This is a genomic window from Kitasatospora sp. NPDC090091, from assembly GCF_044747365.1.
Lineage (GTDB): Bacteria > Actinomycetota > Actinomycetes > Streptomycetales > Streptomycetaceae > Kitasatospora.
The window spans coordinates 112,051-125,822 of sequence record NZ_JBIVDY010000010.1 but is presented as its reverse complement, the minus strand read 5'-3'; the positions used below and the strand labels follow the sequence as shown (position 1 = coordinate 125,822).

The 13,772-nt window shown below is 73.3% G+C and carries 13 protein-coding genes; 4 read left to right on the top strand and 9 right to left on the bottom strand.

Annotation, left to right across the window (positions count from 1 at the left end; genetic code table 11):
* Positions 1-18 precede the first annotated feature (18 nt).
* The 4 genes from ACIPSC_RS19100 to zapE all read right to left on the bottom strand — a co-directional run bounded on the left by ACIPSC_RS19100 (position 19) and on the right by zapE (position 5,395).
* A complete protein-coding gene (locus ACIPSC_RS19100; RefSeq protein WP_400826967.1) occupies positions 19-1,002 on the bottom strand; it encodes a TerC family protein in 984 nt (327 codons plus the stop codon).
* 240 nt (positions 1,003-1,242) lie between these two features.
* Positions 1,243-1,824 (bottom strand): TerD family protein, encoded by a 582-nt coding sequence (locus tag ACIPSC_RS19095; RefSeq protein ID WP_238863064.1) that lies wholly within the window; start codon positions 1,822-1,824, stop codon positions 1,243-1,245.
* A 287-nt stretch (positions 1,825-2,111) separates the two neighbouring features.
* The gene (uvrB, locus tag ACIPSC_RS19090) at positions 2,112-4,205 is read right to left on the bottom strand and encodes an excinuclease ABC subunit UvrB (protein WP_400826965.1); all 2,094 of its coding nucleotides are present in this window, start codon (positions 4,203-4,205) and stop codon (positions 2,112-2,114) included.
* A 104-nt stretch (positions 4,206-4,309) separates the two neighbouring features.
* A complete protein-coding gene (gene zapE, locus ACIPSC_RS19085) occupies positions 4,310-5,395 on the bottom strand; it encodes a cell division protein ZapE (RefSeq protein WP_400826964.1) in 1,086 nt (361 codons plus the stop codon).
* A gap of 75 nt (positions 5,396-5,470) precedes the next feature.
* Between zapE and ACIPSC_RS19080 the strand changes: the two genes are divergently transcribed.
* The 4 genes from ACIPSC_RS19080 (at position 5,471) to msrB (ending at position 8,853) form a co-directional block, all read left to right on the top strand.
* A complete protein-coding gene (locus ACIPSC_RS19080) occupies positions 5,471-6,256 on the top strand; it encodes a dihydrofolate reductase family protein (protein WP_400826962.1) in 786 nt (261 codons plus the stop codon).
* Positions 6,257-6,398: 142 nt separating this feature from the next.
* The gene (locus ACIPSC_RS19075; protein ID WP_313765903.1) at positions 6,399-6,860 is read left to right on the top strand and encodes an indole-3-glycerol phosphate synthase; all 462 of its coding nucleotides are present in this window, start codon (positions 6,399-6,401) and stop codon (positions 6,858-6,860) included.
* A 151-nt stretch (positions 6,861-7,011) separates the two neighbouring features.
* Positions 7,012-8,421, top strand: coding sequence for a UDP-N-acetylmuramate--L-alanine ligase (gene murC, locus ACIPSC_RS19070; RefSeq protein WP_400826960.1), 1,410 nt, complete (start codon positions 7,012-7,014; stop codon positions 8,419-8,421).
* A gap of 21 nt (positions 8,422-8,442) precedes the next feature.
* Complete coding sequence (gene msrB / locus ACIPSC_RS19065; RefSeq protein ID WP_400826959.1) at positions 8,443-8,853, top strand: peptide-methionine (R)-S-oxide reductase MsrB; 411 nt, start codon at positions 8,443-8,445, stop codon at positions 8,851-8,853.
* Between the two features lie 54 nt (positions 8,854-8,907).
* On the opposite strand, the gene ACIPSC_RS19060 is transcribed toward msrB, so the two are convergent.
* From ACIPSC_RS19060 to ACIPSC_RS19040, 5 genes are read right to left on the bottom strand one after another with little or no spacing between them, the layout of a single operon-like run.
* Positions 8,908-10,170 carry a cytochrome P450 gene (locus ACIPSC_RS19060; protein WP_400826957.1) on the bottom strand — a complete coding sequence of 421 codons (1,263 nt, stop codon included), beginning with the start codon at positions 10,168-10,170 and terminating at the stop codon, positions 8,908-8,910.
* Entirely contained in the window at positions 10,167-10,814 is a 648-nt protein-coding gene (locus ACIPSC_RS19055) for a GTP-binding protein (protein WP_400826956.1), read from the bottom strand. Before ACIPSC_RS19055 ends, ACIPSC_RS19060 begins: the two co-directional genes overlap by 4 nt.
* A complete protein-coding gene (locus ACIPSC_RS19050; RefSeq protein WP_400826955.1) occupies positions 10,792-11,154 on the bottom strand; it encodes a DUF742 domain-containing protein in 363 nt (120 codons plus the stop codon). Before ACIPSC_RS19050 ends, ACIPSC_RS19055 begins: the two co-directional genes overlap by 23 nt.
* Positions 11,151-11,582, bottom strand: a complete 432-nt coding sequence (locus ACIPSC_RS19045) for a roadblock/LC7 domain-containing protein (protein WP_400826954.1) — start codon at positions 11,580-11,582, stop codon at positions 11,151-11,153. The genes ACIPSC_RS19050 and ACIPSC_RS19045 overlap by 4 nt, the downstream gene beginning before the upstream one ends.
* On the bottom strand, positions 11,579-13,597 hold the full coding sequence (locus ACIPSC_RS19040; RefSeq protein ID WP_400826953.1) for an ATP-binding protein: 2,019 nt from the start codon (positions 13,595-13,597) through the stop codon (positions 11,579-11,581). The genes ACIPSC_RS19045 and ACIPSC_RS19040 overlap by 4 nt, the downstream gene beginning before the upstream one ends.
* Positions 13,598-13,772 lie beyond the last annotated feature (175 nt).

Sequence of the window (13,772 nt, the reverse complement as noted above, 5' to 3'; positions counted from 1 at the left end):
CGAGGGGTCGGGCGACGGTCAGGCGTCGACCTTCTCCGCCTGCTCGACCGCCTCCCGCTCCTGCTTCTTCGCGGCCACCAGGCTGGTCACGGTGGTGACGGCGAGCACCACCACGATGAAGCCCAGCGAGAACGGGATGCCGATCTCCGGCACGTGCACACCCTGCTCGTGCAGCGCGTGCAGCACCAGCTTCACCCCGATGAAGCCGAGGATCACCGACAGGCCGTACGAGAGGTGGACCAGCTTCTTCAGCAGCCCGCCGATCAGGAAGTACAGCTGGCGCAGACCCATCAGGGCGAAGGCGTTGGCGGTGAAGACGATGTACGGGTCCTGGGTCAGGCCGAAGATCGCGGGGATCGAGTCCAGCGCGAACAGCACGTCGGTGGTGCCGATCGCCAGCATCACGATCAGCATCGGCGTCATCAGCCGACGGCCGTTCTCCCGGATGAAGAGCTTGGTGCCGTGGTACTTGTCGGTGGACGGGAAGCGCCGCTCGATCGACTTGAGCAGGCGGTTCTCCTCGAACTCCTCGTCCTCCTCCTCGGCCCGGGCCTCCTTGATCAGCTTCCACGCCGTCCAGACCAGGAAGCCGCCGAAGATGAAGAACACCCACGAGAACTGGGCCACCAGGGCCGCGCCGCCGGCGATGAAGACCGCGCGCAGCACCAGCGCGATGATCACACCGAACATCAGCACGCGCTGCTGGTAGATCCTCGGCACCGCGAACTTGCCCATGATCAGGATGAACACGAAGAGGTTGTCGACGCTGAGCGACTTCTCGGTGATGTACCCGGCGAAGAACTCACCGGCCGGCTGCGAACCGGAGTGCCACCAGAGGAACCCGCCGAAGACCGCGGCGAGCACGATCCAGACCGTGGTCCAGATTCCCGCTTCCTTGATCGAGACCTCGTGCGGCTTGCGGCCGCCGATGAAGAAGTCGGCCACGATCAGCGCCAACAGCACACCGATCGTGCCGACCCACATGCTTACGGAAACGTCCACTACTGCTCCTCCGGCAGGTAGGCGAGACAGTCATCGTCACTGCCGGAGGTCTCTTCCGCCCGACGGGCTCGCGACTGCGAGCGCTCGGACCAGCGCCCCGGGACGCCGCTTCCAGGGCGCCCGTGATGACGGGACTACTGCTGCAGGGAATACTCCCCTCCGCTGCCATCGAGGGTAACAGGAATTCCAAGGGAAGGTAAAGAAGGTAAAGAGCCCCTTGGGGAACGGGCCGGCGGCCGCCTAGAGGAACGGCTCGATGGCCGGCAGCAGGTCCTGGAAGGTCCGGCCGCGGGCGGGCGCACCGATCGCCTGCATCCCCCAGCCGCCGGACGGCTCGCGGAAGACCTTGGCCATGATCTGCCCGGTGTGCGGCCCGCCGCCGGCGAGCTCGTACCGGGCGAGCTCCAGCCCGGTGGACTCGTCCACCAGCCGGCAGTAGGCGTTCTGCACCTCGGCGAAGGTCTGCCCGGTGTAGGAGCTCACCGTGAACACCACCTGGGTGATGTGCGCCGGCACGTGCACGAGGTCGACCAGGATCGACTCGTCGTCGCCGCCCGCGCCGGTGCCGCCGACCAGGTTGTCCCCAGTGTGCCTGACCGAGCCGTCGTTGCTCTCCAGGTGCTGGAAGAACACCACGTCGGACGGCGTCTGCTCGGCGTAGAGCAGCGCCGAGGCGTCCAGGTCGATCTGCCTGGTCCGGCTGCCGAACAGGCCCCGCTTGGGCGCCGCTTTCCAGCCCAGCCCCATCCGGACGACCGTCAGCGACTCGCCCGTCCCCTTCTGCAGGCTGACCTGCTGCCCCTTGGCAAGGTTCACCGACACGGCGTCGTCCTCTCTGCCCAGCCGTGCGGCGGTTCGCCGCACAGGCTCCACGGTGGAACACCCCGTTGCCGTCCCCCGGCTGATGCCCCCTGGTGCTCCCGCCCCGTTTCGGAGGCGGCACCGCAGGAAAGCCTAGGGCCTGCGGTCCGGCGCTTCGCCCGCCGCCTACCCGTTTGTGGCAAGCCTGAGACACCGCCGGGCTTGACCGGTGCCGGAACCGGCCAAACCCGGCGGGGGTGCGGATCCGGGGCGGGACCCGGACAGGGCCCGGGCCCGAGCCACGGGGCCTACGCGATCCCGGCCTCGCGCATCTGCCGCAGCTCCTTCTTCAGCTCCTTGACCTCGTCCCGCAGCCGGGCCGCGACCTCGAACTGGAGGTCCGTCGCGGCGGCGTGCATCCGGTCCGTCATCGACTGGATCAGCTCGGCCAGCTCGGCGGCCGGCATCGACTTGGCCGGCTTGCGGTCCGCGCCCAGCGCCGGCACCGGGGCCTTGCCCTTGGCCGCCCCGCCCCGGTAACCGGTGGAGAGCAGCTCGTCGGTGTCGACGTCCTCGCGGGCGAGGGTGTCCAGGATGTCGCCGATCTTCTTCCGCAGCGGCTGCGGGTCGATCCCGTGCTCCTTGTTGTAGGCCTGCTGCACGGCCCGACGGCGGTTGGTCTCCTCGATCGCCTTCTCCATCGAGGGGGTGATCCGGTCCGCGTACATGTGGACCTGGCCGGAGACGTTACGGGCGGCGCGGCCGATGGTCTGGATCAGCGACGTCCCGGAGCGCAGGAAGCCCTCCTTGTCCGCGTCCAGGATCGCCACCAGGGAGACCTCGGGCAGGTCGAGGCCCTCGCGGAGCAGGTTGATTCCGACCAGCACGTCGTACCTGCCCGCCCGCAGCTCGCGCAGCAGCTCGACCCGGCGCAGCGTGTCGACGTCGCTGTGCAGGTAGCGGACCCGGATGTCCAGGCCGAGCATGTAGTCGGTGAGGTCCTCGGCCATCTTCTTGGTGAGGGTGGTGACCAGGACGCGCTCGTCCCGCTCCACCCGCTTGCGCACCTCGTGCACCAGGTCGTCGATCTGGCCCTCGGTGGGCTTGACGATCACCTCGGGGTCGATCAGGCCGGTCGGGCGGATGATCTGCTCGACCTGGCCGTCGCCGCGGGACAGCTCGTACGGGCCGGGGGTGGCCGACAGGTAGACGGTCTGGTCGATCCGCTCCAGGAACTCCTCCCACTTGAGCGGGCGGTTGTCCATCGCGGAGGGCAGCCGGAAGCCGTGCTCGACCAGGGTGCGCTTGCGCGAGGCGTCGCCCTCGTACATCGCGCCGATCTGCGGGACGGTGACGTGCGACTCGTCGATCACCAGGAGGAAGTCCTCCGGGAAGTAGTCGAGCAGGGTGTTCGGCGGGGAGCCGGGCTCGCGGCCGTCGAAGTGCATCGAGTAGTTCTCGACACCGGAGCAGGTGCCGATCTGCCGGAGCATCTCGATGTCGTACGTGGTGCGCATCCGCAGCCGCTGGGCCTCCAGCAGCTTGCCCTGCTTCTCCAGCCTGGCGAGCGTCTGCTCCAGCTCCTGCTCGATGCCGTTGACGGCACGCTCCATCCGCTCCGGCCCGGCCACGTAGTGCGAGGCGGGGAAGACGTGGACGGCGTCGTCCTGGCTGATGATCTCGCCGGTGAGCGGGTGCAGCGTGTACAGCGCCTCGATCTCGTCGCCGAACATCTCGATCCGGACGGCGAGCTCCTCGTACACCGGGAAGATCTCGATGGTGTCGCCGCGGACCCGGAAGGTGCCGCGGGTGAAGGCGAGGTCGTTGCGGGTGTACTGGATGTCGACGAAGCGGCGCAGCAACACGTCGCGGTCGATCTCCTCGCCGACCTTGAGCTGCACCATCCGGTCGACGTACTCCTGCGGGGTGCCGAGGCCGTAGATGCAGGAGACGGAGGCGACCACGATCACGTCCCGGCGGGTGAGCAGCGAGTTGGTGGCGGAGTGGCGCAGCCGCTCGACCTCCTCGTTGATCGAGGAGTCCTTCTCGATGTAGGTGTCCGTCTGCGGGACGTACGCCTCGGGCTGGTAGTAGTCGTAGTACGAGACGAAGTACTCGACGGCGTTGTTCGGCAGCAGCTCGCGGAACTCGTTGGCCAGCTGGGCGGCCAGCGTCTTGTTCGGCGCCATCACCAGGGTGGGGCGCTGCAGCTTCTCGATCATCCAGGCCGTGGTGGCCGACTTGCCGGTGCCGGTGGCGCCGAGCAGGACGACGTCCTTCTCCCCCGCGCGGATCCGGCGCTCCAGCTCGGCGATGGCCGCGGGCTGGTCGCCGTTGGGCTGGTAGGGACTGACGACCTCGAAGGGCGCCACTGACCGCTCAATGCTCGTGATGGGTCGCACGTGTCCACCGTACGACCCACCACCGACAAAGATGACCCACTCCGCGACCCGGCCCCGGCCGGCGCCCGTCGGGGCACTCTCCCGGGGCGCTCCGCCGGGGCGCCCTACCGGGCGCTGTCCCGGGCCAGGGCGACCAGGCGGGAGATCGCCCGGAGGTACTTCTTCCGGTAGCCGCCGCGCAGCATCTCCTCCGGGAACACCTCGTCGAAGGGCACGCCGGAGGCGGTGATCGGCAGCTCGCGGTCGTACATCCGGTCGGCGAGGACGACCAGGCGCAGCGCGGTGGACTGGTCGTCGACCTGGCGCACGCCGCGCAGGCAGACCGCGGTCACGTCGTCCAGCAGCGCGCCGTAGCGGCTGGGGTGGACGGCGGACAGGTGGTCGAGCAGGGCGCCGAAGTCGTCCAGCGAGGCGCCCGGGGTGCCGGCGGCCACGGCCTCGACGCGGGCGTCGGTGTACGGCGGCGGGGCGTCCGGCAGGCCGCGGTGGCGGTAGTCCTGGCCGTCGATCCGCATCGGGCGGAAGTGCGCGGACAGGCCCTGGATCTCGCGCAGGAAGTCGGCGGCGGCGAACCGGCCCTCGCCGAGCTTCTCGGGCAGGGTGTTGGAGGTGGCGCAGAGCTTGACGCCGTTGTCGACCAGCCGGCCGAGCAGGGTGGAGACCAGCACGGTGTCGCCCGGGTCGTCCAGCTCGAACTCGTCGATGCAGAGCAGCTTGTGCCCGGAGAGGGTGGTCACGGCCTGCTGGAAGCCGAGCGCGCCGACCAGGTTGGTGAGCTCGACGAAGGTGCCGAAGGCCTTGGGGCCGGGGGCGGCGTGCCAGAGCGAGGCGAGCAGGTGGGTCTTGCCGACGCCGTAGCCGCCGTCGAGGTAGACGCCGGCCGGGCCGGTGGGCGCGGGGGCGCTGCGGCGGAACCAGCTGCGCCTGGGCGCGGACCCGTCCGCCCCGTTGAGGCCGCCGGCGAACTGCTCCAGGACCTGCACGGCCTCGTACTGGCTGGGCTGGCCCGGGTCCGGGAGGTACGTCCCGAAGCTGACGTCGGAGAAGCGCGGCGGCGGGACCATCTCGGCCACCAGGCGCTCGGCGGGGACGACGGGGCGCCGGTCGGTGAGGGCGGTGGGGGCGGCGGACGGGACGGCGGTCGCTATGGACTCGGTCGCGGCGTCGGAGTGTGGGGCTGCTGCGGGCACGGTACTAGAGGGTACGCCTGGTCGCGCACCGGCCTGTTCGGGGCCGCCGGCGGGGGCCGGTGGAAGACTGGTGGCATGCATCAGTTGATCAGCCCGCTGGCCGAGCCGTTCGCCGATCCCGCCTCGCTGGAGTCGCTGGCCGCCGTCTACGCGTACCCCGACCAGGTGAATCGGGGCCTGCCGTGGCTGCGCGCCAACATGGTGGCCGGCCTGGACGGGGCGGCGAAGCTGGACGGGCTCTCGGAGGGGCTCTCCGGGGACGCCGACAAGCGGATCTTCGGGGTGCTGCGGGCGCTGGCCGACGTGGTGCTGGTCGGCGCCGAGACGGTCCGCGCCGAGGGCTACCGGCCGGGGCGGGCGCGGGCCGAGTTCGCTGCGGCGCGCCGCGCGGCCGGGCAGGCAGCGGCGCCCGCGATCGCAGTGGTCAGCCGCTCGCTGGGGCTGGACCTGGCGGCGCCGCTGTTCACCGAGCCGCTGGTCCCGACGGTGGTGATCACCGTCGAGGACGCGCCGCCCGCGCGCCTCGCCGAGGTCGCCGGGGTGGCCGACGTGATCGTCGCCGGGCGGGACTCGGTGGACCTGGCGGCGGCGGTGGCGGCACTGGTCGACCGGGGCTGGACGCGGCTGCTGACCGAGGGCGGCCCGCGGCTGCTCGGCCAGCTGGCCGCGGCGGGGCTGCTGGACGAGCTGTGCCTGTCGGTCGCGCCGCTGGTCACGGCCGGCGACGCGCCGCGGATCATCCGCGATGCGCAAATGCCTGACGCGCAGCGGATGCGGCTGGTCTCATTGATCGAGCAGAAAGGATTCCTCTTCACCCGCTACCTGCGTCTTCACCCGCAGTCCGCCTCCTCGGCCCCCTGATCGCCGGACGCGGCCGCACTCCCTCCGGGGACGGCCCGCCCGCGCGGCCCGGTGGCCCGCGGAGCAGCGTGCGGACAGCTTCCGCCGGGCAGTATGGGATGCGATGCCGGGGCCCGGGGGCCGGCCACTGGAAGGGACTCACGTGTTCAAGACGGTACTGATGATCGAGAAGGCGCTCTCCGACGCCGACGTGGAGCTGGTCACCACGCTCCACAGCGACGAGAAGGTGTCCTTCGTCGTCCTGATGCAGCCGCGCGGCAAGCAGGACGAGCTGCTGCGGGCGCTGGACGACGTCGCCCTCGGCCACCTGGACAAGGTGGTGCACGAGCACGACGAGTCCGAGAGCGGGCCGACGGTGGGCGACGAGTCGCTGGCGCACAGCCTGCGCCACCTGCGGGCCGCCGGGGCCGAGGCGGTCGGCGAGCTGGTCGAGGACAAGCCGCTGGACCGGCTGCGCTCGGTGGTCGAGGAACACCGGGCCGACGAGGTCGTCGTGCTCACCTCGCCGCACTTCGTGGAGGAGTTCTTCCACCGCGACTGGGCCTCCCAGGCCCGGCACAAGGTGGGCGTCCCGGTCCTGCGGCTGTTCGCCAGCGACTCCTGACCGGACGCGCACGTGGTGCAGAATCGTCCTTGCGGTCCGCCCGCGAGGACGATTCGCACATCGGCTCGCGGACCCGGCCGCACACCCCTGTCCTTCCCTCCTTGCCCGCCGTACGGGCGGGAGGGACCCATCGCCTGTACGGAGCCCCGCCTTGAACGACGCCGCGCACGACCTGCACGCCCCGCACTTCATCGGCATCGGCGGCGCCGGGATGTCCGGCCTGGCGAAGATCCTCGCGGTGCGCGGCGCCAGCGTCTCCGGCAGCGACTCCAAGGAGTCCGAGACCGTCCTCGCGCTGCGTGCGCTCGGCGCCAGCGTGCACATCGGCCACGCCGCCGAGCACGTCCCGGACGGCGTCAGCAGCGTCGTCGTCTCCAGCGCGATCCGCGCGGACAACCCGGAGCTGGCCGCCGCCCGCGAGCGCGGCATCCCGGTCGTCCACCGCTCCGACGCGCTGGCCGCGCTGATGGGCGGCCGCCGGGCGCTGGCGGTGGCCGGCACCCACGGCAAGACCACCACCACCAGCATGCTCGCCGTCGCCCTCGGCGAGCTGGGCCTCGACCCCTCGTACGCGATCGGCGGCGACCTCGACGCTCCCGGCTCCAACGCCCACCACGGCACCGGCGAGATCTTCGTCGCCGAGGCCGACGAGAGCGACCGCAGCTTCCACAAGTACGCGCCCGAGGTGGCGATCGTGCTCAACGTGGAGCTGGACCACCACGCCAACTACGCCTCGATCGACGAGATCTACGAGTCCTTCGAGACCTTCGTCGGCCGGATCACCCCCGGCGGCACCCTGGTCGTCTCCGCCGACCACGACGGCGCCCGCGAGCTGACCTCCCGGGTGGCCGGACGCGAGGGCCTGAACGTGGTCACCGTCGGCGCTGCCGAGGACGCCGACGTCCGCGTCCTGTCGGTCACCGCCCGCGGCATGACCAGCGAGGTCACCGTCCTGCTGGACGGCGAGGAGCTGGCCTTCACCGTCTCGGTGCCCGGCCGCCACTACGCCCACAACGCGGTCGCCGCCCTGGCCGCCGGCGCGGCCCTCGGCGTCCCGGCCGCCGACCTGGCCAAGGCGCTCGGCTCCTACACCGGCGTGCGGCGCCGGCTCCAGCTCAAGGGCGAGGCCGCCGGCGTCCAGGTGATCGACTCCTACGCCCACCACCCGACCGAGATGACCGCCGACCTGGAGGCGATCCGCGAGGGTCTGGAGGGCGCCGGCCGGGTGCTGGTGGTCTTCCAGCCGCACCTGTTCAGCCGCACCCAGCAGCTCGCCGAGGAGATGGGCGCCGCTCTGGCCCTGGCCGACGCCTCCGTCGTCCTGGACATCTACCCGGCCCGCGAGGACCCGATCCCCGGCGTCACCAGCGAACTGATCATCGACGCGGCCCGCCGGGCCGGCGCCGACGTCACCGCCGAGCACGCCTTCGACGCCGCCCCCGCGCTGCTGGCCGGCCTGGCCCGCCCGGGCGACCTGCTGCTGACCATGGGCGCCGGCGACGTCACCAACCTGGGCCCGGAAATCCTGACGCACCTCGAAAGCGTTGCCACCAACGTCTGATTCCGCCCGACGGGAGCCGTGATGAGCTACGAGATCGAGAAGTCCGACGCCGAGTGGCGCGCCCAGCTCACGCCGGAGGAGTACCACGTCCTCCGCGAGGCGGGCACCGAGCGCCCCTTCACCGGTGAGTACACCGACACCAAGACGGTCGGCGTCTACGGCTGCCGGGCCTGCGGCGCCGAGCTGTTCAGCTCGGAGACCAAGTTCGACAGCCACTGCGGCTGGCCGTCCTACTTCGCGCCGCTGGCCGAGGACCGCGTCCAGTACATCGAGGACACCTCGCTCGGCATGCGCCGGGTCGAGGTCCGTTGCGCCCGCTGCGGCGGGCACCTCGGCCACGTCTTCGAGGGCGAGGGCTACGGCACGCCGACGGACCAGCGGTACTGCATCAACAGCATCTCGCTGACCCTGAAGCCGGCCGACGAGGCCTGACGGAGCAGGGCCGCGCGGGCCCGGGAGCCGATCATCGGCTCCCGGGCCCGCGTGCTATCCGGAGACCGGGTGGAAGCGGACCGGGAGGTGGACCAGGGCGCGGTGGAACGGGCCCGGGCGCCAGAGGAGCTCCGTGGCGGGGGTGGTCAGTTCGAGGTCGCTGAGCCGGCTGGTGAGCTGCTCGATCGCGGTGATCGCGATCAGCAGCGCGGGGTCGCGGGCCGGGCAGGCGTGCGGGCCGGCCGCCCAGGCCAGGTGCGCGGACTCGCCGCTGCGCAGCCCGGTGCCCTCCGCGGGCGGCGCGGCCTGGGAGTTGGCGGCCGCGTAGGAGACCAGCACCAGCGAGCCGGCCGGGATCTCCCGGCCGTGGAAGGTGATGTCGTACCGCGGGTAGTGCGCCGAGAGGTTGGCCATCGGCGGCTCGTGCCAGAGCACCTCGTCGATCGCCTGGTAGGCGGTCATCGCGCCGCCGATCAGCGAGCCGGCGTAGCGGGCGTCGGTGAGCAGGCGCAGCAGGGCGTTGCCGATCAGGTTGGTGGTCGGCTCGTGCCCGGCGATCATGGTCAGGGTGATCTGCCGGATCACCTCCTCGTTGTCCAGCCCGGCGGGGTGGGTGACGAACCACGAGGTGAGGTCGTGCCGGGGGTGCTCGCGCCGCTCGGCGACCATGGCGGTGACCACCGCGATGAGGTCCCCGTAGGCGGCCACGGCCTTCTCGGTGGACTCGATCATCCCGGCGATGCCGGCCACCAGCCGGTCGCTGTGCTCCTCGGGCACGCCGAACCAGGTGGTGACGACGGAGATCGGCAGCTGCCGGGCGTACTCGGCGATCAGGTCGGCGGTGCCGACCGACTCGAAGGCGCCGATCAGCCGGTGGGCGACCTCGGCCACCTTGCGCTGGAGCAGGTGCGGTTCGAGCAGGGCGAGCCCGTCGGTGATCACCCGGCGGTAGCGGGCGTGCACCTCGCCGTCGCTGAACAGGGCGGTGGGGCGGTAGCCGAGCATCGGCAGCAGCGGGGAGGCCGGCGGGAGGGTCTGCTGCCAGGCCCGGGAGTCCTTGGAGAAGGTGTCGGTGTCGCGCAGCAGGTCCAGGGCCGCCTGGTAGTCGGTGACCAGCAGGGCCTCGACGCCGGGGGCGATCTCCACCGGGGCGACGGCGCCGTGGCGGCGCAGCCGGTCGTAGACGAGCTGCGGGTCGGCGGCGAACGCCGGGCCGTAGATCGGGGTCGGCCGCGCGGCCGTCGCGGGGGCGGTGGGGGCCGGAGCCTCGGCGACCTCCGTGGCCGGGGCGTCGGTGGCGGTGCGGGTGTCGGTCACGGCCCCTCCGGGGCGGGATCGGGGGCTGGGGGCAGGCCGTGCAGGACGTGCTCGGCGAGCGCGATCAGCGCGTCCAGGCTGGAACGGCGCTCGCGGGCGTCGCAGAGCACCAGCGGGGTGGCGGGGTGCAGGTCCAGGTGGGCCCGGAGCACGTCGACGGAGTGCACCGGCGCGTCGGGGAAGCCGTTGACCGCCACCGCGTAGGGCAGGCCCTGCTCCTCGACCATGTCCATGATCTCGAAGGAGTCGGCCAGCCGGCGGGTGTCGGCCAGCACCAGCGCGCCCACGGCGCCGCGGGCGATGTCCTGCCAGAGCGGGAAGAACCGGCGCTGTCCGGGGGTGCCGAACAGGTACAGCACCACTTGGCCGGGCAGGGTGAGGCGGCCGAAGTCGACCGCCACCGTGGTGGTGCTCTTGCCGGGCAGCAGTGCGGCGTCGTCGACGGGCGCCCCGGTCTCGGTCATCGCCTCCTCGGTGTGGAGGGTCGCGATCTCCGACAGGGTGCGGATCAGCGTCGTCTTGCCGACGCCGAACGGGCCGGCGACGACCAGCTTCATCAGGGTCTGGTCCCGGTCGGGCAGGTAGCCCACGCGGCTCGCCCGACCGGTGCGGTCGGCCGGGCTACCGGAGTGCGCGGAGTCCAACGAGGAGCCTCTCGACGATGGTGCGGTCGGTCTGCTGGGCGCGGGGGATCGGGGCACGGGCCCGGAGGCAGCCCGCCTCGACCAGATCGGCCGCAAGGAAGACGGTGGCGCTCACCGGGAGCCGCAGGTGCGCGGCGGCCTCCACCACGGTCAGTGCTCCGGGCCTCAGCAACTCCCAGAGCCGGCGGTGCTCGGCCTCCAGCTCCGGCGACTCCGGCGACGGCTCGGTGCCCGTCGCGCACAGCACGGTGAGCCGCTCGAAGCCGGCGGTGCCCGGCCGCGACCGGCCGCCGGTGGCCAGGTAGGCGGGGACCATCCGCCTGCGGGGGACGGCGGTCATGACCGCGCTGTCGCGTCCTGCCGCCTGGCCGGGCTCGCCAGGGCGCGGCCGAGGGCGGCCACCTGGACCTGCATCTGGTAGGCCACGTTGCCGAGTTGGGCCTCCGGGGTGGTGAACACCGCGAGCGAGGTGTTCTCGCCGGCCGGGACGACGATGGCGAAGCCGAGGTCGGACTCGACCACGGTCTGGGCCAGCCGGGGCTGTTCGACGTCGGTGAACGAGGTGGTGAACGCCCGGGAGGCGGCGTGCAGGGTGGCCGTCATCGCGGCGACCCGCTCGGCAGAGGCGCGGCCGAGGCCGTCCGAGGCGCCCTCGACGAGACCGTCACCGGTGGCGATGACCGCGTGCAGGACGCCCGGCAGCTCCAGCAGCGGGGTCAGCACCCACGAGATCTCGTCGGTGGCGGTGGGGCTGGGCGTGCTGCTCACTGCTCGGCTCCTTCGGGGGAGGGGGCGGGACGGTGGCCGGTCTGGCCCGTGCGGGCGGCGGCGGGGCCGGTGTGGTCGGCCGCGCCGTCGTCGGGGTCGCCGTGGTCGGCGGCCCGGGCGTCGGTGCTGGTCCTCGCAGTGAGGGGCTGCGTGGTGGTCGGGGCGGGGGACGGGGTGGCCGCGGGGGCCGGGTCGGTCTCGGGGGCGGTGCCGGCCGTCGGGACGGCGGCCGGGTCGGTCTCGGGGGCGACAGCGAGAGCGGCAGCGGAGATGGGGTCGGTCTCGGGGGCGAGAGCGGCAGCGGGGTCGGTGCCGGTCGTGGCCCCGTCGGCGGCTGCGGCCGCTGCGACGGCGGCCCGGCCGGAGCCGGTGCCCTGCTGCAGCGCCTGCCAGCGGGCGGCCGCCTGCTCCGGCGTCCGCGCGTCCGCGTCCACCGCGGCCTCGGCCGTCGGAGCCTCCGTCGAAGCCCCCGACGCCGTCGCCGGGTCGGCCGCGGCCGCGCCGTCGGCGGGCTGCGGACGGTGGCCGAGCGGCTGCCGCCGGCGGCGGCTGGGCAGTCCGGTGCCGTCGTCCGGCACGGCGTGCACCGGCGGCACGACGTGCATGGCCGGCGCGTGCTGCCGGTCCGGCACCTCGTGCCCGGCCGGTTCGTCCGCCCCGCCCCGCCGCGTGGGCAGCGCCTGCACGGTGGAGGCCGGGGCCGGGCCGGAGCCGGCCCGCAGCGGCAGCGGGGTGAGCACCGAGAGCGGCTGCTCGCCGTCGACCAGGGTCAGCAGGGCTGCCGGGATCCGCACGATGGTCCGCATGCCGCCGTACGGCGAGGGTTCGATGTGACAGGAGAAGCCGTACTGCCGGGCGAGCTTGCCGACCACCGCGAAGCCGGTCTTCGGCGGGTTGCCCAGTTCGGTCAGCAGCACCTCGGGCGGGCCGGCCAGCAGCCGGCGGGCCCGGCCCAGCTGGTCCTCCTCCATCCCGATCCCGCTGTCGTCGACGATCACCAGCGCCCCGCGGCCGCCCTGCTGGACGGTGACCGGCACGTCCGTCTCCGGGTGCGAGTACGAGGTGGCGTTGGCGAGCAGCTCGGCGATGGTGATGGCGAGCGGCTCGGCGGCGCGGGCCACCACCGCCAGCCGGTTCTCCCGCAGGTGGTTGGCCACCTTGATCCGGGCGTAGCCGGGCACCCGGGAGAGCGCGCCGATCACGACCTCGGCCAGCGGCGAGTCGGTCCGGGCCAGGCCCGGCCAGGCCTCGCAGAGCACGGCGATGGTCTGGATCCGGCGCAGCGCGACCTCGTTGCGGAAGTCGACCTCCAGCAGCCGCGGGTCGTCGTTGTCGTTCTGGAGCTGCTGGACGAGGCTCTGGATCTGGTAGAGCAGGGTCTGGATCTTGGAGGTGGCGCCGCGCATCGCGGCCCGGGCGGCGGCGTCGACCCGCTCGCGCTCCTCGGTCACCGCGGCGGCCGAGGCGTCCAGCACGGTCTGCAGCAGCCGGACCGCCTCCGGGCCGACCGCCTCGGCGTCCAGCGGCCCGGCGGCGGGGGCGTTGGGGTGGCTGAGCCGCAGCGCGCCGGTGGCCACCCGTTCGCCGGCCAGGTGGCCGATCTCGGCCAGCAGCGCCGCGGTGCGCTCCTCGGCGGCGGCGAGCAGCCGGCCGGCCTCGGCGGTGCGGTCCTCGGCGGCGCGGGCGTGCAGTTCGGCCTCGGCGGCCCGGTGTTCCGCCGTCGCGGTGCGCTGGTCCGCCTCGCGGACCCGGCCCTCGGCGGCCAGCGCGCGGGTCTCGGCGCGCTTGGTCTCCTCGGTGGCCCGGCGGGTGACCGCCTGCGCGTCGCGGAGCTGTTGCTCGCCCCGGGCCAGCCGGGCGTCGGCGGCGCGGGCGCGCTCCTCGCCGTGGGCGGCGGCCGTCTCGGCCGTGCCGGCGCGGGCGAGGGCCCGGGACCGTCCGCGGGCGAGGAGGCCGGCCGCCGCGAGCGCGGCGACCGCCGTCACGGCCAGGGCGAGCAGCGCGATCTGCGTCATCGAAGTCCTCGGAGGTCCTCGGTCGAAGGGGCTGGAGGGTGGCGCGGGGCGGGACGGGTGGCGCGGCCCGGACGGGCGGCCGCGGGGGGGGGGGGGGGGGGGGGGCCCCCCCCCCCCCCCCCCCCCCGCGCGCGGGGCGGCGGGCGGGCGGGCCGCGCGCGCCCCCGCGCCGCCC